General features: G+C 43.1%; 13 protein-coding genes. 5 read left to right on the forward strand and 8 right to left on the reverse strand.

Annotated elements, in window-relative coordinates; all coding sequences use genetic code 11:
• Positions 1 to 8 precede the first annotated feature (8 nt).
• Complete coding sequence (locus AB7E53_RS00345; RefSeq protein WP_446773536.1) at positions 9 to 1,925, reverse strand: SUMF1/EgtB/PvdO family nonheme iron enzyme; 1,917 nt, start codon at positions 1,923 to 1,925, stop codon at positions 9 to 11.
• A 112-nt stretch (positions 1,926 to 2,037) separates the two neighbouring features.
• A complete protein-coding gene (locus AB7E53_RS00350; protein WP_446773522.1) occupies positions 2,038 to 2,301 on the reverse strand; it encodes a tetratricopeptide repeat protein in 264 nt (87 codons plus the stop codon).
• A gap of 170 nt (positions 2,302 to 2,471) precedes the next feature.
• Here AB7E53_RS00350 and topA point away from each other — a divergent pair, with 170 nt between their 5' ends.
• Positions 2,472 to 4,814, forward strand: coding sequence for a type I DNA topoisomerase (gene topA, locus AB7E53_RS00355; RefSeq protein ID WP_446773524.1), 2,343 nt, complete (start codon positions 2,472 to 2,474; stop codon positions 4,812 to 4,814).
• 71 nt (positions 4,815 to 4,885) lie between these two features.
• Here the strand turns inward: topA and argS are convergent, their stop codons facing one another.
• Together argS and AB7E53_RS00365 are read right to left on the reverse strand one after the other, a co-directional pair.
• Positions 4,886 to 6,679 (reverse strand): arginine--tRNA ligase, encoded by a 1,794-nt coding sequence (gene argS, locus AB7E53_RS00360; protein ID WP_446773526.1) that lies wholly within the window; start codon positions 6,677 to 6,679, stop codon positions 4,886 to 4,888.
• Between the two features lie 114 nt (positions 6,680 to 6,793).
• Entirely contained in the window at positions 6,794 to 7,066 is a 273-nt protein-coding gene (locus tag AB7E53_RS00365) for an HU family DNA-binding protein (RefSeq protein WP_079682620.1), read from the reverse strand.
• A gap of 267 nt (positions 7,067 to 7,333) precedes the next feature.
• Between AB7E53_RS00365 and AB7E53_RS00370 the strand changes: the two genes are divergently transcribed.
• From AB7E53_RS00370 to AB7E53_RS00380, 3 genes are all read left to right on the forward strand, one after another.
• The gene (locus AB7E53_RS00370) at positions 7,334 to 8,056 is read left to right on the forward strand and encodes a rhomboid family intramembrane serine protease (RefSeq protein ID WP_179399650.1); all 723 of its coding nucleotides are present in this window, start codon (positions 7,334 to 7,336) and stop codon (positions 8,054 to 8,056) included.
• Positions 8,037 to 8,915, forward strand: coding sequence for a rhomboid family intramembrane serine protease (locus AB7E53_RS00375; RefSeq protein ID WP_446773528.1), 879 nt, complete (start codon positions 8,037 to 8,039; stop codon positions 8,913 to 8,915). The genes AB7E53_RS00370 and AB7E53_RS00375 overlap by 20 nt, the downstream gene beginning before the upstream one ends.
• 288 nt (positions 8,916 to 9,203) lie before the next feature.
• Entirely contained in the window at positions 9,204 to 10,025 is an 822-nt protein-coding gene (locus AB7E53_RS00380) for an endonuclease/exonuclease/phosphatase family protein (RefSeq protein ID WP_371689578.1), read from the forward strand.
• 3 nt (positions 10,026 to 10,028) lie between these two features.
• Here the strand turns inward: AB7E53_RS00380 and AB7E53_RS00385 are convergent, their stop codons facing one another.
• Positions 10,029 to 10,571 carry a DUF4468 domain-containing protein gene (locus AB7E53_RS00385; RefSeq protein WP_446773530.1) on the reverse strand — a complete coding sequence of 181 codons (543 nt, stop codon included), beginning with the start codon at positions 10,569 to 10,571 and terminating at the stop codon, positions 10,029 to 10,031.
• A 10-nt stretch (positions 10,572 to 10,581) separates the two neighbouring features.
• Entirely contained in the window at positions 10,582 to 11,799 is a 1,218-nt protein-coding gene (locus AB7E53_RS00390; RefSeq protein ID WP_446773532.1) for a DUF4468 domain-containing protein, read from the reverse strand.
• Between the two features lie 341 nt (positions 11,800 to 12,140).
• Between AB7E53_RS00390 and secDF the strand changes: the two genes are divergently transcribed.
• Positions 12,141 to 15,173 carry a protein translocase subunit SecDF gene (gene secDF / locus AB7E53_RS00395; protein ID WP_446773534.1) on the forward strand — a complete coding sequence of 1,011 codons (3,033 nt, stop codon included), beginning with the start codon at positions 12,141 to 12,143 and terminating at the stop codon, positions 15,171 to 15,173.
• A 144-nt stretch (positions 15,174 to 15,317) separates the two neighbouring features.
• On the opposite strand, the gene AB7E53_RS00400 is transcribed toward secDF, so the two are convergent.
• Both AB7E53_RS00400 and trmB read right to left on the reverse strand, forming a co-directional pair.
• Positions 15,318 to 16,436, reverse strand: coding sequence for an Mrp/NBP35 family ATP-binding protein (locus AB7E53_RS00400; RefSeq protein WP_068183169.1), 1,119 nt, complete (start codon positions 16,434 to 16,436; stop codon positions 15,318 to 15,320).
• A gap of 25 nt (positions 16,437 to 16,461) precedes the next feature.
• Complete coding sequence (trmB, locus tag AB7E53_RS00405) at positions 16,462 to 17,220, reverse strand: tRNA (guanosine(46)-N7)-methyltransferase TrmB (RefSeq protein ID WP_079682613.1); 759 nt, start codon at positions 17,218 to 17,220, stop codon at positions 16,462 to 16,464.
• Positions 17,221 to 17,770: the final 550 nt, after the last annotated feature.

The raw sequence follows: 17,770 nt of genomic DNA on the forward strand, positions 1-17,770 counted from the left end.
CCCTTTTTTTATTTTGCTGGCTCCATCAGCCAGGCCAGGTTAAACCGGTAATGAAGTCTGCTGCTAACCAGATGGATGGTTTTGTCGGGCGACTGTACAGCAGCCAGGTAGCCTCTGGGTTCGGCATGTGTCGAATCCATTTCGAAGTGGCCTGTCCACGCCCCGCCGTTTAGAAAACGATACGTCCCGTCGGTGAGTAACTTTTTAACCGGCCAGGTTTTCCCTTCGTCGAACGAAAGTGCCGCATACATTCCATAACCCCTGTAAGACTTTCCGGATGCATCCGCAAAGAGCATTCCCCTATTTTCTTTTTTTGTCCGTATCGGATGGTCGGTGAATGAGATTAATAACAAAGGTCCTTCGGACAGACGAAGCAGAACAAGACGTTGTCCTCCGTCAATAGGTGGAAATTCGGACGCGTAATAGGTCCAGCTCTTACCCATATCTTTGGATATACTCATAGGCATACGCAACACGCCGTTGGCATCTGGCAGACTGTTCCCTCTGGCTAGTGCCAGCAGGTCGCCGTTCATCAGCTGTACGATTCCGGTATGTATCCCTGCGATGGTTGATCCGGTTCCATTCGGTTTAAACTCGGCTGGTTGCCCGTCCCACGGATCGGACCAGGTCTTTCCTTTGTCTTTACTGATGTGGATCGCCGCCCCGTCGTGACTTCCCGGTCCGGCATCGCAGGGTTGGATGTACCACCCTTCGCGGGTTTGAATCGTACCTGCTATTACCTGGTGACGCTTGGAATGTTCGGGAGCTATCAGATGTGGGGCCGACCATGTAGCGCCGTTATCTGTACTCTCGCGTTGTATCATGGCTAAGTTCTGCCAGTCACCGGAAGCTTCCACTCCGTTAAGATGAAGTAACCTCCCTTGTCCGTCGTTAAAAAGAGAAGAGCCTGTCATATTTCGATCCGGAACTTTAAAGAATAAAGAGGCTTTTTCCCAGGTTTCACCTCCTTTTCTTAAACGGGAACCCAGAACAACCATTTCGCGTCCGTTTTCTTCATTGGCCGAAAACCAGATGGCCAGCAGGTCGCCGTTAGGGCACCATGTAATTGCCGGCTGGTGATTATGACGATAGAAGGGGATACCCGAGTTACATGCGGGTTCAATTACATAGGGAACAGGAGGAAGAAAGAACGGCTTCCGGGTTACGCCTTTTTTCCAGTTGTATTTTGTCTGCGGAACTTTAACCGGTTGTTCCGCCTGTGCCGATACGGCAAGCGGCTCACTTTCCGGATAGTCGGCCTGAACAATTCTAAATCCTGTCTGCGCATGCTTATCTTCCGGTATCATGGCCATCCGGTTGGATGACCGGAGGTATTTTTCCGGAGTATTATGGCTTCCTCCTCGGGTAACACGATACAAACCATGCTTCATCCCAACCGGATCTGTTTGATCATCGGCAACGTAAGGTCCGTACCAGTCAAGGCACCACTCTTCCACATTGCCATGCATGTCATGTAACCCGAATTTGTTGGCAGGAGTTTCTCCCACCGCCAGTGAGACCGGTTTCATATCGCGCACTATTTGCTGATTCTTATGGAAAATACCCGGCAGTCCGTCATCCATCGAGAAGGTTAGGTAGCTTCCGGCTCTGCAAGCATATTCCCATTCTGCTTCAGTGGGCAACCTATAGGTTTTGCCCTCCTTCTCACTTAGCCATTTACAATAGTTCATGGCATCGTTGTAGCTAACATATACAACTGCTTCATTGTCATGAACAGAGATACCATTCTTTCCACGATACGCTTTGTGCGCCGGGTCGTACGCTTCATATTGTGCGTTGGTTATTTCGGTTACCGACATTTTAAAGGGTTTCGTCAGCGTTACCTTGTGTATCGGAGCTTCGTCGTAGTTGCTTCCTTCGCCATTGCCTCCCATGTAAAAGAATCCGGCAGGAATATCCGCCATTTTTATTTCCGACAATGGGTTCTGACTGTAAAGTAGTGAGTTTGTAAAAAGAAATGAAAGCAGTATCCAGCTTTTAAATGAAGAGCGTATTGTTTGATTCACAATCCTTTAATTAATGGTTATACATGTCTTTATTAAAGAAATTCATAATTTTCATCATCATGGCATGAGCCTGACGAGCCGGACTTTCGGGGTTTATCTCCATAGCTTCCAGGTAATTATTGATTGCCAATTGCATGTTTCCCTTTTTTCGCCAGGCATTTCCCCTTAAATAATAGGCTTCATCATTTTGGGGATCTGCAGCAATAATTTCGTCAAGGAGGCGGATGGCCTCGTCTGCTTTATTGTCTGATATAAGTTGTTTGATTGCTTCCATAGGTTTCTTGTTTCGAGACAAAGATAAAAAAAATGAAGAATATTCGCCACAAAGTACTTTGTTGGTCGCCTGCTGAGCCGATGTAAAAAATGGTTTTTTTATTGATTTAGTGAGATTTCGTAAATAATTATGTAAGTTTGTACCCGATTTCGAACGAGAAAGCAGAAAATATGCATAAAAACCTGGTAATAGTAGAATCCCCGGCCAAGGCTAAGACCATCGAGAAATTTCTTGGAAAAGAGTTTAAGGTGATGTCTAGTTATGGCCATATACGCGATTTAAATCCTAAAGAATTCAGTATTGACACGAAAAAAAACTATCTTCCCAAGTACGTTGTACCTGCAGATAAGAAAAAGTTGGTGTCCGAATTAAAGAGTGAAGCGAAGCAAGCGGAACAAGTCTGGCTCGCATCCGATGAAGACCGCGAAGGAGAAGCTATATCGTGGCATTTATACGAAGTGTTGGGCTTGAAACCCGAAAACACGAAACGAATCGTATTTCATGAAATTACCAAGACGGCTATTTTGCATGCTATTGAGACCCCCCGTGATATAAATCTCAATCTGGTGGATGCTCAACAAGCACGGCGAGTGCTGGATCGTATTGTGGGATTTGAACTGTCTCCGGTTCTTTGGAGGAAGGTGAGACCGGCTTTGTCTGCCGGTAGGGTTCAGTCGGTTGCTGTCCGTTTGATTGTTGAACGTGAACGGGAGATAAACGCTTTTGTGAGCGAGGCTGCTTACCGTGTGATTGCCAATTTTATTCTGCCGGACGGATCTACTGTGCTGAAAGCGGAGTTGAACAAACGTTTGAAGACAAAAGAGGAGGTTATCAGTTTGTTGAACCAATGCAAGACTGCATCGTTCCAGATTGACGATATAACGAAGAAGCCGTTAAAGAAATCTCCGGCTCCTCCTTTTACCACCTCTACCTTACAGCAGGAAGCTGCCCGTAAGTTGGGTTATTCGGTATCTCAAACCATGTCGATTGCTCAAAAGTTATATGAATCGGGGATGATAACCTATATGCGTACCGACTCAGTAAATCTAAGCGATTTGGCATTGGGAACATCCAAAGAGGAAATTGTTAACACCTACGGCGAGAAGTATTATAAATTCCGCCAATATCATACCAAATCTAAAGGAGCACAAGAGGCTCACGAGGCCATACGCCCTACATATATCGATCGGGTAGAGGCGGGAGGTTCCGCTCAGGAGAAAAAATTGTACGAGCTGATCCGTAAGAGAACATTGGCGTCTCAAATGGCTGATGCCGAATTGGAGAAAACAACTATTTCTGTCAGCTTCCCCGGATGGAAGGATAAGTTCCAGGCTACGGGTGAGGTAATCGTTTTCGATGGCTTCTTACAGGTGTATCGCGAAAGCATGGACGATGAGAATGAGAAAGAACAGGAAAACGGACTTTTACCAGCTGTTAACCTGAATGATATTCTTGTGCTGGATGAGGTGAAAGCTACCGAAAGATTTACGCAACGTCCCCCCAGGTATACAGAAGCCAGTCTGGTTAGACGATTGGAGGAGTTGGGTATCGGCAGACCTTCAACCTATGCACCTACTATTCAGACGGTACAAACCAGAGGATATGTTGTCAAGGGTGATAAAGCAGGAGAGGAGCGCAACTTTACTGTAATTTCTTTACGAAAGGAAAAGATTTCGGAAGCACAAAAAAGCGAAACTGTTGGAGCAGATCGTAACAAGCTTATGCCAACGGATATAGGAATTGTGGTAAACGACTTTTTACTTGAATATTTTCCCAATATTCTGGATTATAATTTTACCGCCAACGTTGAAAAGGAGTTCGACTCCATTGCCGACGGCGAAATGGAATGGACACGCGTTATCGATAATTTTTATAAAATTTTCCACCCAATCGTTGACGAGGCAATGACCAGTAAAACAGATCATAAGGTTGGGGAGAGAGAACTTGGTATTGATCCGAAAAGTGGTAAGCCTGTGTTTGTAAAGATCAGCCGGTACGGTCCTTGTGTTCAGATGGGACAAGCATTCCCGGACGATAAAAAAGCACCTAAACCTGCTTTTGCCGCATTGATGAAGGATCAGTCCATCGAAACAATCACTCTGGAGGAGGCATTGAAATTGTTTGATCTGCCCCGTAAGGTAGGCGAATTCGAAAACGAAGAGGTTATAGCCGCAATCGGACGTTTCGGTCCGTTTATCCGTCACAACAATAAATTCGTTACGATTCCGAAAGAGTTGAATCCATATACGATTAAGTTGGACGAAGCCATCGAGCTTATTGAGAAAAAAAGGATACAGGAAGAACAACGATTCATCAAATCTTTCGAGGAAGAACCGGAACTTCAGATTTTGAACGGGCGTTTCGGGGCCTACATTGCTTATAAGAAGAGTAATTATAAAATTCCAAAGAATACCGATCCTCAGAAACTTACGTACGATGAATGCATGAAAATCATCGAAGAAGCCCCGGATAAGAAGACTACAAAGAAAAAGGCAACACGAAAGAAAGAATAATACAATGTTATATATACAAAAGAGGCGCTACCATTGGAAGCGCCTCTTTTGTATATATAACATTGAAAAAGTTACATTCTTTCCGGAACTTCGATTCCAAGCAAGGACATACCCTTTTTAACCACCTTGGCAACATTGGCCGATAGAACCAGACGAAATACCTTAACATCCTCATTCTCTTCGCGCAAGATTGAAAAATCATGGTAGAACTGATTGTATTCTTTAACCAGGTCGTATACATAGTTGGCTATGATAGCCGGACTGTATTCGTTTCCTGCATCTTTAACAACCGATTCGAAATCTGATGTGAGTTGGATAAGTCCCTCTTCTTTTTCAGAAAGAGCGATATTCGCCGCCAGCTGGTTTGGCAGAGTGATCCCTTGTTCGGCAGCTTTGCGAAGAACCGAACAGATACGGGCGTAAGTGTATTGTATGAACGGTCCGGTGTTTCCATTAAAATCGATGGATTCTTTCGGGTTGAATGTCATGTTCTTACGCGGATCAACCTTCAGGATAAAGTATTTCAGGGAGCCAAGTCCTACCATTGAAGCGATCTTCTCGGCCTCCTGGGTTGTTAATCCGTCCAGTTTCCCTAATTCCTGAGATATTTCACGTGCTGTGGAGATCATCTCTTCCATCAGATCGTCGGCATCTACAACAGTTCCTTCACGGCTTTTCATTTTTCCTTCAGGCAGTTCAACCATGCCGTAAGAGAAATGAACCAACCCTTTACCAAATTCAAATCCCAATTTATCCAATAGGATAGAAAGTACCTGGAAGTGATAATTTTGTTCGTTACCCACAACGTATATCATCTTATTGATAGGGTAATCGTCAAATCGAAGTTTGGCGGTGCCGATATCCTGTGTCATGTATACAGAAGTACCATCTGCTCGGAGCAAAAGTTTTTCATCCAGTCCGTCGCCCGTAAGGTCGGCCCAAACCGAACCATCTTCCCTGCTATAGAACACACCCTTCTCCAAACCTTCAAGCACTTTCCCTTTCCCTTCCAGATAGGTCTGAGATTCGTAGTAAATCTTGTCGAAGTCAACCCCCATCCGTTTGTATGTTTCATCGAACCCGGCATAGACCCAGTTGTTCATCATCGTCCATAAGTCAACCACCTCTTTATCGCCGGCCTCCCATTTAAGCAACATCTCACGGGCTTCCGCCATCAATGCCGACTTAGCTTCGGCCTCTTCCTTCGAGAGTCCGCTTTCCTGAAGTTCAGCAAGTTCCTGTTTGTATTTCTTGTCGAACAAAACATAAAAATCGCCAATCAGATGGTCCCCTTTTTTCCCTGCAGATTCAGGAGTAGCTCCCTCACCCCACTTTTTCCAGGCAAGCATCGATTTGCATATATGAATTCCTCGGTCGTTTACAATATTAGTTTTAACTACTTTGTATCCGTTTGCCTTCATAATTTCAGCAAGGCTATAGCCAAGTAAATTATTGCGTACGTGACCCAAATGCAGAGGCTTATTTGTATTAGGCGAAGAATACTCAATCATCACCAATGGCGAAGTCTCCGTAGCTTCAACGGTCCCAAAGGAGGGGCTGCTGTGGATTGTGTTTAATAGCTCGATCCAGCAAGAAGCCGAAATCGTAAGGTTCAGGAAACCTTTGATAACGTTAAAGTCGGCAACGGCAGGTTCATTTTCAAGAAGATACTTTCCCAAATCCTGTGCCGTTTGTTCGGGAGATTTTCTGGATATTTTTAAAAAAGGAAATACCACCAGCGTAAGGTGTCCTTTAAACTCCTTTTTTGTTTTTCCAAGCTGAATCTGAGCTCCGTCTATTTCTGTTCCGTAGAGCTCTTTTATCCCGGATACAATTGTACTCGCAATCTGTTGTTCGATGACCATATGCTTCTGTCTATATGTTCGTTATTTTTCCTGCAAAGATAACACTTTACAGAGAGGTATAAAAAAAAAGGATGCAATTCCTATTGCATCCTTTTTTTATCATACGAAAATTTCTTACTTGATCTTGTCGGTTAGTTCAGCACCAGCCTTAAATTTCACAACTTTACGAGCAGGAATGTCGATAACTTCTTTCGTTTTAGGATTAACTCCTTTACGTGCGGCTTTTTCAGTAGTTGAGAACGAACCAAAACCAAGAAGGGAAATTTTTCCACCTTCTTTCATTTCGTTAGAGATTGTTTGGATGAAAGCCTCAACAGCTTTCTTAGAGTCAACTTTGCTTAATCCCGATTGCTCAGCAACGGCATTAATAAATTCTGTTTTGTTCATGATGGTTTGATAGTTAATATATTAAACAATGGACCGATAGCTTATTGTCGGCTTCAAAGTTACCTTTATTTTAAATATAACAAAAGATTTATAAACTTTTTTTGACTATGAGCTATTTTTTCCTTTTATTAAGGGCGTTTTTTTGATAAAAATGGCCTTTAAAAGGCCTGTTTTCTGTGGGAATAGGAGATTGTGCCTCTATAAAATGCCTACGGGTATGGCTGGCTATATAGAAAATAATTTTACCTTTGCCGTAAATATTTGCTTATGATAAATCAAGAAGGATCAGGATTCCTTAGCAGGATTCCGGTAGTAACGAAAAATATTATAATAATCAATCTGCTTTTCTGGATGGCAAGCATTGTTTTGCCGCGCATTGGGATTGACCTTATTCATATAGGAGGATTGCATTTTCCGTGGGCAACCGATTTTTATGCTTTTCAGTTTATCTCTTATATGTTTCTTCACGATACAAGTTCGTTGTCGCATGTTTTCTTCAACATGTTTGCCGTATACATGTTTGGCCGCGTACTTGAAAATGTGTGGGGACCTAAACGTTTTTTGATATTTTACATCGTATCCGGACTGGGTGCTGCGGTAGTGCAGGAGGCCGTATGGTTCTTCAATCTACGCGAACTTGTTTTTGCTTCGCAGGATTACATTAATCTGAATGGCGAACAGATCATATCCAAGAGCGAATACATGAACTATTTTGTGACAATTGGCGCATCCGGTTCTGTGTTTGGTATTTTGCTTGCATTCGGGATGTTATTCCCCAATGTCCCCCTGTACCTGATGTTTATTCCCGTACCCATTAAGGCTAAATATTTTGTAGTTTTTTACGGACTTGCAGAGCTGTTTATGGGTGTGGCTAACTTCGGCGGAGATAACGTCGCTCATTTTGCCCATTTGGGCGGAATGCTTTTCGGATACTTCCTGATTCGTTACTGGAGAAAGAATGACAATGACAATGGACGATTTTATCTCTAAAATAAAATATAACTTCAAGCAGGGCAGCATCCTTTCCAAGCTGATCTATATTAACGTTGGACTGTTTCTGATTGTAAGATTACTGTCGGTTGCATTCATCTTGTTTAATATGAATGCAGACACTGTGCTCTTCTGGTTGCAGGTGCCTTCGTCTCCAATTCAGTTGTTGTATCGCCCCTGGACGTTGTTGACCTATATGTTCACCCATTTTGACTTTCTGCATATTATATTCAATATGCTATGGTTATATTGGTTCGGCGGACTGTTTCTGAACTTTTTCAGCGAACGTCAGCTGGGTGGTTTATACGTAATTGGGGGTTTAGCTGGAGCTTTATTGTATATCGTTTCGTATAATTTCTTTCCCTATTTCAGCAATGTCGCTGCTCATAGCACTTTAATGGGCGCTTCGGCTTCGGTTATGGCAATTGTGTTTGCAGTCTCCTTCTATAAGAAAGACATGGAGATCTCTCTTTTGCTTATCGGCCGGATCAAGCTGATCTATCTTGCCTTGTTTACTTTGGGAATCGATTTGCTGGCAATAACGTCCGACAATGCCGGAGGTCACATCGCACATATAGGAGGAGCCCTTGCCGGCATTCTCTATGCTTCGCAATATCATAAAGGAAAAGACCTTACCGCTCCGTTCAATAAAATAATCGATTTTGTTGTAAATCTGATGCGACGTAAACCCAGAATGAAAGTCACACACCGACGGAGTGAGACGGATCGGGATTACAATGCCCGCAAACATCAGGAACAAGAGGTGATTGATGTCATTCTGGATAAGCTGAAACGGTCCGGTTACGAGAGTTTATCGGATAATGAGAAAAAGCAATTGTTTGATGCCAGTAAAAAATAGCCCACAGAAAGTATGAAAACATTCAAGTTGTTGTTGCATGTGCTTTTTGGAATGGGACATTTTCTGGTTGCATTCCTGTTTCTTTTATCCGCTTTCTCCGACCGCATCTCGCCAGAAAAACACTTGGTTTTCTCCTATATCGGATTGGCATTCCCTGTATTCATGGTGCTGAACTTCCTTTTTATCCTTTATTGGCTGGTTGTTTCAAACTGGAAGTCGGCTTTGATAGGGGTAGCCTCCTTTATTATCGCATGGGGACAAGTAACCTCGTATCTTCCTTTTCATAGCATGAACACTCCACTGCCTGAAGAATCATTGAAGGTGCTTACCTATAATGTGATGGGTTTTGCTTATAAAAATCATACAGCCGATTCTCCCAACCGGATAATCGAATACATTGCCGATTCGGGAGCCGACATTGTTTGTCTGCAGGAATATTCGACCAGCAGGCATGGGAATGGATTAACCACCCGGAAATTAAATAAAGCCTTGAAAATGTATCCCTATCGTTCGGTAGTGGAACTGAATGCCAATAAATATCAGAGCATCGGCATTGCCCTGTTTTCCAAATACCCCATTGAGAAGAGCCGGCGTATAAAATATAAAAGTGCCTTCAACGGTTCGGCAGTACACGAACTTACCGTAAAAGGGAAAAAAGTAACCCTGATAAACAATCACCTGGAATCATTCAAGCTTACGATGGAAGACCGTTCCAAGTACTCGCAGATAATCGGGAATCTGGGATCCGAGGGCTTGTCGGAATTGAAGGGCTCTTTGCAGCAAAAGCTGGGTACGGCATTTCAGATCAGAGCCGGACAGGCTGAAATGGTGGCAAAAGAGATAAAGGAGGCTAAAGGAGAGTATGTGCTGGTATGCGGAGATTTTAATGATACTCCTATTTCCTATGCCCACCGCACCATTCAAGGGAACCTGGTCGATGCTTTTGCTGCATCGGGAAGAGGATTGGGGATAAGCTATAACCAAAACAAGTTCTGGTTCCGCATAGATAATATCCTGCACTCTTCCAATATCAAGTCCTATCGTTGCACGGTGGACAAAGTACGTTATTCGGACCACTATCCTATGTGGTGCTACATAACGCTGGAATAGAAATTAGTTTTCAACCGCGTCGTAAACATCCGCAAACAGCGACTCTACAAAGAAATAGGTGGCGTTGCAGAATAAAACAGGGTCTTTAATGGCCGTAACCGTATTACCCTTTCCATTTCCCATAATAACATCTTCGGCCGGATATGTTTTCGCCTTAGCTTCTCCACCCGGGCTATATTGATAAGAAATGTCGGTAACCTCAACAGAATACCCGTTGTCCTGACAATTAATCCTCATTTTATATTTGACGATTGTCTTTTCCGAGTCGTTCAGCAGTAATTCAACCTTGGATCCAATGAAGAGGGTCCCTTTGTTTTTATTGGCTGAAACACTGGATATGAATACATCCTTGCCATAATTTTCTTTCGCCCATGCATGGATGGCCTGAAATATTTCTTGTCGGTCGGAATCCTTAACCTCTACCTTGTCGCTGTATAATACCTTGCCCTCGCGGGTAGGGGCGCAAGACTCCACAGTCCCTTTATGCCCCTGGGCAGCAACTATCATTGGTAAAATGGAAAACAGTAATAAAAAAAATCGTTTCATATGCAGTGTTTTATTTAATCCATACATTTTGTATTTCACCTAAAAGAATTTTGCTTCCATTTGCCGGAGCTCCTGCCGTTCCGTTTTGTTGCGACAAAGAGATTTTCTTACATTCGATAATCATCCATGCTTCAGAAAAAGCCTTGTTGCCGTTGGACGTAGTAATAAGAGTAAGTCCCGAGTTTTGAATTCTATCCGGATCTTTGCTCCGGTTATCCTTGTTCTTGTCAAGAACATCTCTGTAGGCTTCGGTATAGAACGAAAGCGTATAAGACGAAGCCGATTCGATCAGCGAGGCGATATGTTTACCGGATTCGGTGATACAGAAGGCAACCGGCTTGCTAAACGCATAACCTACACCTCCCGAGCTAAGTGTGGCAAAATCTGTTTCCTGTCCGTTGGAAACCGTAATCATCATCTGGTCGTTCTGCATCATCCGGATGATATTGCCCGGAATTTTATCTGCAGCCACCGCTTTGTATCCGGCAGGTACATTGGCCTGAACAGGTAAAACTTCGGGTTGAGCCTGTGCAGCGGCAGTAGTTGTTGCAGCAATAAGCGGTGTAGCGGCAACAACCGGAGCAACGGGAACAACCGGTGTAACCACCGCAGTCTGAGATGTTACAGCCGGAACAGCAGCCGCTGTAACCGGAGCTGCAGCCGAGGCACTTGCCGATACCAGCCCGTTAATTTTATTTGTCGCATCAACAAAAAGCTTGTCTATCAAATCGATTGTGCCTTTTCTGAACTTTCCCGGTATCCGAAGCAACTTGTTATTCCTAAGTGCAATCTTGTCGGTTATCCACTCTTCAGCCACATACTTTTCGGGTTGTTTCTGGTAAGAAACATTGTATTCGTATCGTATACCGCTTATCTCCAAATCGCAACGCTGGTCAACACATACAATACGCATCAGGTAGTTGATCGTAGTCCTGTCGAGCGACAGAGCCGAGCTGCTGAATACGATATATTCGTTACCGAGGCAAGCAATTGCACCTTCTTCGGGCTTCTGATATACTACTCTGTTTTTTTCTCCGTTATAATAATCGCCTGCCCAGGATAACATGGCTTCGTAAAGCTGTTCCTGAGATAGGGAAGGGGCTTTGATTGTTTTAGAAAATACAACCTTTCCGTCCACTTCCGGGACAGCACCAGCCAGATAGTGTTCTTCTTTTTGAGCAAAGAGAATGCCCGGCATTAATAAAAAAAGAAAAAATAGACGTTTCATTATGCGTTAGATTTATTTTATGGCAAACCTACTTAAAAAACTTCGATTATTAACGGATACGTGTCAAAAAATGGCTGATCGTTGTTCTTTTTAGGATTGTTTGCAATCGACGTTAAGGAATGTATTTGAGTGTAAATTGTTATTTTTTGAAACTGAAGTGATTGAATTCCAAATAAAACCGGTTAATTTTGAGATTTCAAGCCATTTTGTCTTTCAAATAAAGCCTGTGATACGCAAATTATTAATTGATTTAGTCGCAGTCATTGAAAAAAAATCATATATTTGCACCCTGTGAAAAAATCGAAAAATATATAATGTAATAACATAAAAATAAGATTCAAATGCAAAACAAAGGATTTGTAAAGGTCTTCTCTGTGTTACTTACCCTGGTTTGCTTGTTCTATCTGTCGTTTTCTTTTGTGACCAGATACTATTCAAGTAAAGCAGCAGAGTACGCAGCTGGGGATCCGGCAAAAGAGAGTCAGTTTATCGACTCACTCTCTACTCAGAAGGTATGGCTTGGCTATACCCTTAAGCAGTGTCGTGAAATGGAAATTAGTTTAGGTCTCGACTTAAAAGGAGGTATGAACGTAGTTTTGGAACTGAATGTGGCTGATGTGCTTCGTTCACTTTCAAATAAAAACACGGACGAGAACTTCAACAAAGCGCTTGATCTGGCTTATGCCCGTCAGAACACCAGTCAGAAAGACTTTATTGATCTTTTTGCCGAAGAATATAAAAAACTTGATCCGGGAGCGCGTCTTTCTGCTATCTTCAGTACTTTCGAACTGAAAGACAGAATTACTCCTCAAAGCACCGATGCACAGGTTATTTCTGTAATCCGTGAAGAGTTGAAGAGTGCTATCGACAATTCATTCAACGTATTACGTACCCGTATCGACCGTTTCGGTGTGGTTTCTCCTAATATCCAGCGTCTTGAAACTGCCGGCCGTATCCTGGTTGAATTACCGGGTGTTAAGGAACCGGAGCGTGTTCGTAAGCTTTTACAAGGTAGTGCCAATCTTGAATTCTGGGAAACATACGATTTACCCGAAATTTATCAACAGCTGATTGCTGCAGACAATGTACTTGCAAAATTAGATCTGTCCAAACTTGATGCCGCAGCAGCAGAAGCTCCTGTAGCAGATTCAGCTTTAGTGGCAACAGATTCTACAGCTGCAGTAACTGAAGAGGTTGCCGAAGCTGCCGATTCTGCAAGTGTAGATACGCTTCTTGCCAAAATCGAGCAGAAACAACCCGATACACAGTCTTCTCAGTCAATGGAAGAGTTTGCAAAACAACACCCGTTGTTTGCCCTTCTGCAGATCAATCAATATAACGGTCAGCTTGCAGGTGGTCCGGTTGTTGGTGTTGCTCATGTAAAAGACATGGCTAAGATCGACGAATACCTTAACATGAAACAGGTAAAAGACGTATTGCCAAGAAACCTTTCTTTGAAATGGGGTGTGAAGGCAATCGACGAAAAAGAACAATTCTTCCAGCTATATGCTATCAAGGTTACCAACCGCGACGGAAGTCCGGCTTTGGGAGGTGATGTTGTAACAGACGCACGCGACGACTTCAACCAACAGCCCGGCCGCGCCGAATCTGAAGTAAGCATGACGATGAATGCCGAAGGTGCTAAAGCCTGGGCTCGTCTTACAAAAGAAAATATCGGTAAATCGGTTGCCATCATTCTGGATGACATGGTTTACTCAGCACCACGCGTAAACGACGAAATCACCGGTGGACGTTCATCTATTACCGGCGACTTTACACCTGAAGAGGCGAAAGACCTTGCCAACGTGTTGAAGTCAGGTAAGATGGCTGCTTCCGTTCAGATTGTACAGGAAGATGTGGTTGGTCCGTCTTTGGGACAAGAGGCGATCACTGCTGGAGTAATCTCTTTCGTTATCGCATTGGTGTTGCTGATGTGCTACATGTGTGCAGCTTACGGTTTAGTACCGGGTATGATTGCTAATGGAGCCTTATTGATAAATATATTCTTTACAATGGGTATCCTGGCCTCCTTCCAGGCGGTGCTTACTTTAGCCGGTATTGCGGGTATGGTATTGACCTTAGGTATGGCAGTTGATGCGAACGTATTGATTTACGAACGTACAAAAGAGGAATTACGTGCCGGTAAGAATCTTAAGAAGGCATTGGACGATGGTTACAAGAATGCATTCTCTGCTATCTTCGACTCCAACCTTACTACAATCATCACAGGTATCGTGTTGTTCTACTTCGGAACAGGTCCTATCCGAGGTTTTGCAACGACCTTGATTATAGGTCTTATCGCCTCATTCATCACAGCCGTGTTCCTGACCCGTATCGTTTATGAGGGACTTATTGCTAAGGAAAAAATTAAAACACTTCCGTTTACTACTTCATTTACCAAAGATTTACTTGTAAATCCGACCGTAAATTTCTTAGGAAAACGTAAAACAGGTTATTTAATCCCATTGGCACTTATCCTTGTGGGTATGGCATCTTTATTAACTATAGGATTAAATAATGGTATTGACTTCACAGGTGGTAGAAACTATATTGTACGTTTTGATCAACCGGTTCAAACCGATAATGTTCGTGGAATGCTTAGCGACCAGCTAGATGGAGCTGTAAGTGTTATTACAATTGGTTCTGCCGATCAGGTACGTATTTCTACTAACTATAAGATCGCTGATTCAAATGCAGAGGTTGACCGTGAAATTGAAACTAAGCTTTATGAAGGATTAAAACCTCTTTTGAAGGATGGTACTACGCTGGATCAATTTGTAGATACTAATATTCAAAGTTCTCAAAAGGTTGGACCAAGTATGGCAGACGATATCAAGAATAGTGCTTATCTTGCTGTATTGTTCTCCATGATCTGTATGGCAGCCTATATCTTGCTACGATTTAGAGATGTATCATTCTCTGCCGGAGCATTTGCTTCTGTTGCTGTAACAACATTCAGTATTATAGCATTGTATTCTTTGCTTTGGAAGCTTATGCCATTCTCAATGGAAGTAGACCAGACGTTTATTGCGGCAATCCTTACTATTATCGGATACTCTATTAACGACACCGTGGTAGTATTTGACCGTATCCGTGAAACGATTGGTCTTTATCCCAAGCGTGACCGTTACCAGGTTATCAACGATGCATTGAACTCAACTCTTTCACGTACGTTGAATACAACGTTGACTACGTTCGTGGTTGTTCTTTGTATCTTTATCCTGGGTGGTGATACAATCCGTAGCTTTACTTTCGCAATTGCAATCGGTATCATCTTAGGTACTTATTCTACTCTGTTTGTTGCAACTCCAATTGCATACCAAATTCAGAAAAGAAGCCTTGCTAAGAAAGCTGCCAAAGAATCGGCTAAATAATAATAGACTTATTCTATAGATAGAAGCGAGGTTCCTCAATCAGGAGCCTCGCTTTATTTTTTTAAAGACTGCTTATCTGTACAAATAAAAAGAGGGTGCTCATACAAGTGAGTACCCTCTTTCATTTTATAGCGTAATGTAACCTTAATGCTTTCTGGTAGTGGTAACTTCCACCCTTTTTGTAGGAGCAAGGTTCTCGTTCCGGTAGTTAAGCTGAGCCACCATATTCTCGGCAAGCTGCTTAAAGGCCATCCCTGTAAGTGAATCTGTATCCAGTGCAACCGGTTTACCGCTGTCGCCGCCTTCGCAAATGCTCTGTACGATGGGTATCTGACCGATTAAGGGTATAGACAGCTCTTCGGCCAACTTCTTGCAACCCTCTTTGCCGAATATATAATACTTATTTTCGGGTAACTCGGCTGGGGTAAACCAGGCCATGTTTTCGATCAATCCAAGTACCGGCACATCAATCTTTTCGCCGGTAAACATGCTGATTCCTTTACGCGCGTCTGCAAGGGCCACCTCCTGAGGTGTACTTACAACCACGGCTCCCGTAATGGCCAGGGTTTGTACCAGTGTAAGATGAATATCGCTTGTGCCCGGAGGAAGGTCCAGCAGGAAGAAGTCCAGTTCTCCCCAGTTGGCATCCGCAATCAGCTGTTTAAGGGCGTTGCTGGCCATACTGCCTCTCCACAAGACTGCATCCTCTTTACTTACAAAGAAACCGATAGAGAGAAGCTTTACCCCATATTTTTCGATGGGCTTGATCAGTTCGCGTTCTCCAACCGTTTCCATATAAGGACGTGCATCTTCCACATTGAACATCTTAGGCATGGAAGGTCCGAATATATCCGCATCCAATAAACCCACCTTGTAGCCCAGCTGAGCTAATGCAACGGCCAGATTGGCGGCAACTGTACTTTTACCAACCCCACCCTTACCGGAAGACACTGCAATAATGTTCTTAACCTGAGGCAACAGCTTGTCCGGTTCCGGACGTGCCACCTGTTTTGTTTTTACCTGAATGTTTCCTTTAATTTCCACTTCCGGACCCACATAGGTGTTTATGGCGGTCTCGGCAGCTTTTACGACCGACCGGATAAACGGATCGTTCGGTTTCTCAAAAATCAGCGAAAAAGTAACTTTATTGCCATCAATACGGATGTCGTCCTCTACCATTTCGGCAGAGACAAGATCCTTTCCTGTACCCGGGTAACGCACCTTGGAAAGTGCGTCCATAATTAGTTTAGGATATATAGCCATTTTCAGTAATTATTTATGTGCATATTTATTTCCCTGAAGCCAAAGCGCTGCGTTTGCTACGGTTGAAACTCCGGTAGGGATCCAGTTCAATCTCCACCTCCGGCTCCGTCAGCGACTCTCTCTCTTCACAAACAAATTTAATATACTTGATGTTCAAACCCCTGTCCAGCCATTGCTGTTCGTAGTAGGTCCTGATGCCCAGAATATCGTCTGCCATGCCCGAATGATACAGGTCGTCTGTACTGCAAAGAACCGGGTAATTATTGGCCTTAACCATTTCGCAGGTATATTGAAACATGAAGTTGCTGTCGGTCTTCAGATGAACAATCCCGTCGCCGGCCAGCAGTTCGCGGTATAGTTTCATGAAGCGGGTGGAGGTAAGCCTTTTGCTCACCTTCTTCATCTGCGGGTCTGGAAATGTGATCCAGATTTCGGAGACTTCGTTAGCCGCAAAGAAGTGAGAAATCAATTCGATGTGTGTACGCAGAAATGCCACGTTGGTCATTCCCTGTTCCATCGATTCCTTGGCACCACTCCACATCCGGGCCCCTTTGATGTCTATCCCGATAAAGTTCTTGTTGGGGAAAAGCTTTCCCAAACCAACGGTGTATTCACCCTTACCACATCCCAGCTCCAAAACGATGGGGTTGTTATTCTTGAAAAAACGTTCATTCCAATGACCCTTCAGATCGAAACCTTTCTCCTGCAAAGTGGCAAATGGAAATTGGAATACGTGCGGATAGCCCGCCATATCGTCAAACTTAGCTAATTTATTCTTTCCCATGCTGCAAATATACGACATTATTTCTTTTTAGAATTCGGATTATCAAGCCATTTACCGACCGTTGTCTTTGGTTATAATTTATGTCGAAATGATCTGTCATCTATCATTTTTGTATGTTAATAAACTCAATATCTTAACAGAATAAAAACCTTCTATACGATAAACTATTATTTTCATAATGGAGAACTATTCGTTTGGCATTTGTCTGCTTTGCGTTTGACAATTGTTGAATGCAAAGTAGACATATGGGTAACTTGCGTTCAACAATTGTCAAACGAATAGTTTGTAACTATGAAAACAATTAATCTATACCATGAACGGAGCTAATGATGGAGTGTAAGGAGTTAGTATCTCCCCTCAATCCATGGATACGTCTATACGAATTGTTGATTGCTTACGGGACAAATATTTAATATGGTACTGTTGGATCACCGACAAAAGTTGGGTCTAAATTTAAAATGATTTATCTTTGTGTTCCTAAATAAGATTAAATGGACAAGGATATCAATCAATCATTATTAGAGTTAATATTACCCGAAGGGATACTTGA

This window comes from Macellibacteroides sp. (genome assembly GCF_050251695.1).
Classification (GTDB): Bacteria; Bacteroidota; Bacteroidia; order Bacteroidales; family Tannerellaceae; genus Macellibacteroides; species Macellibacteroides fermentans.

Bases quoted from the DNA above. Each gene is read 5' to 3' on its own strand.
- AB7E53_RS00390 (WP_446773532.1), bottom strand. From the start codon at position 11,799: ATGAAACGTCTATTTTTTCTTTTTTTATTAATGCCGGGCATTCTCTTT.
- AB7E53_RS00385 (WP_446773530.1), bottom strand. From the start codon at position 10,571: ATGAAACGATTTTTTTTATTACTGTTTTCCATTTTACCAATGATAGTT.
- secDF (WP_446773534.1), top strand. From the start codon at position 12,141: ATGCAAAACAAAGGATTTGTAAAGGTCTTCTCTGTGTTACTTACCCTG.
- trmB (WP_079682613.1), bottom strand. From the start codon at position 17,220: ATGGGAAAGAATAAATTAGCTAAGTTTGACGATATGGCGGGCTATCCG.
- topA (WP_446773524.1), top strand. From the start codon at position 2,472: ATGCATAAAAACCTGGTAATAGTAGAATCCCCGGCCAAGGCTAAGACC.
- argS (WP_446773526.1), bottom strand. From the start codon at position 6,679: ATGGTCATCGAACAACAGATTGCGAGTACAATTGTATCCGGGATAAAA.
- AB7E53_RS00380 (WP_371689578.1), top strand. From the start codon at position 9,204: ATGAACACTCCACTGCCTGAAGAATCATTGAAGGTGCTTACCTATAAT.
- AB7E53_RS00365 (WP_079682620.1), bottom strand. From the start codon at position 7,066: ATGAACAAAACAGAATTTATTAATGCCGTTGCTGAGCAATCGGGATTA.
- AB7E53_RS00370 (WP_179399650.1), top strand. From the start codon at position 7,334: ATGATAAATCAAGAAGGATCAGGATTCCTTAGCAGGATTCCGGTAGTA.
- AB7E53_RS00375 (WP_446773528.1), top strand. From the start codon at position 8,037: ATGGACGATTTTATCTCTAAAATAAAATATAACTTCAAGCAGGGCAGC.
- AB7E53_RS00345 (WP_446773536.1), bottom strand. From the start codon at position 1,925: ATGGCGGATATTCCTGCCGGATTCTTTTACATGGGAGGCAATGGCGAA.
- AB7E53_RS00400 (WP_068183169.1), bottom strand. From the start codon at position 16,436: ATGGCTATATATCCTAAACTAATTATGGACGCACTTTCCAAGGTGCGT.
- AB7E53_RS00350 (WP_446773522.1), bottom strand. From the start codon at position 2,301: ATGGAAGCAATCAAACAACTTATATCAGACAATAAAGCAGACGAGGCC.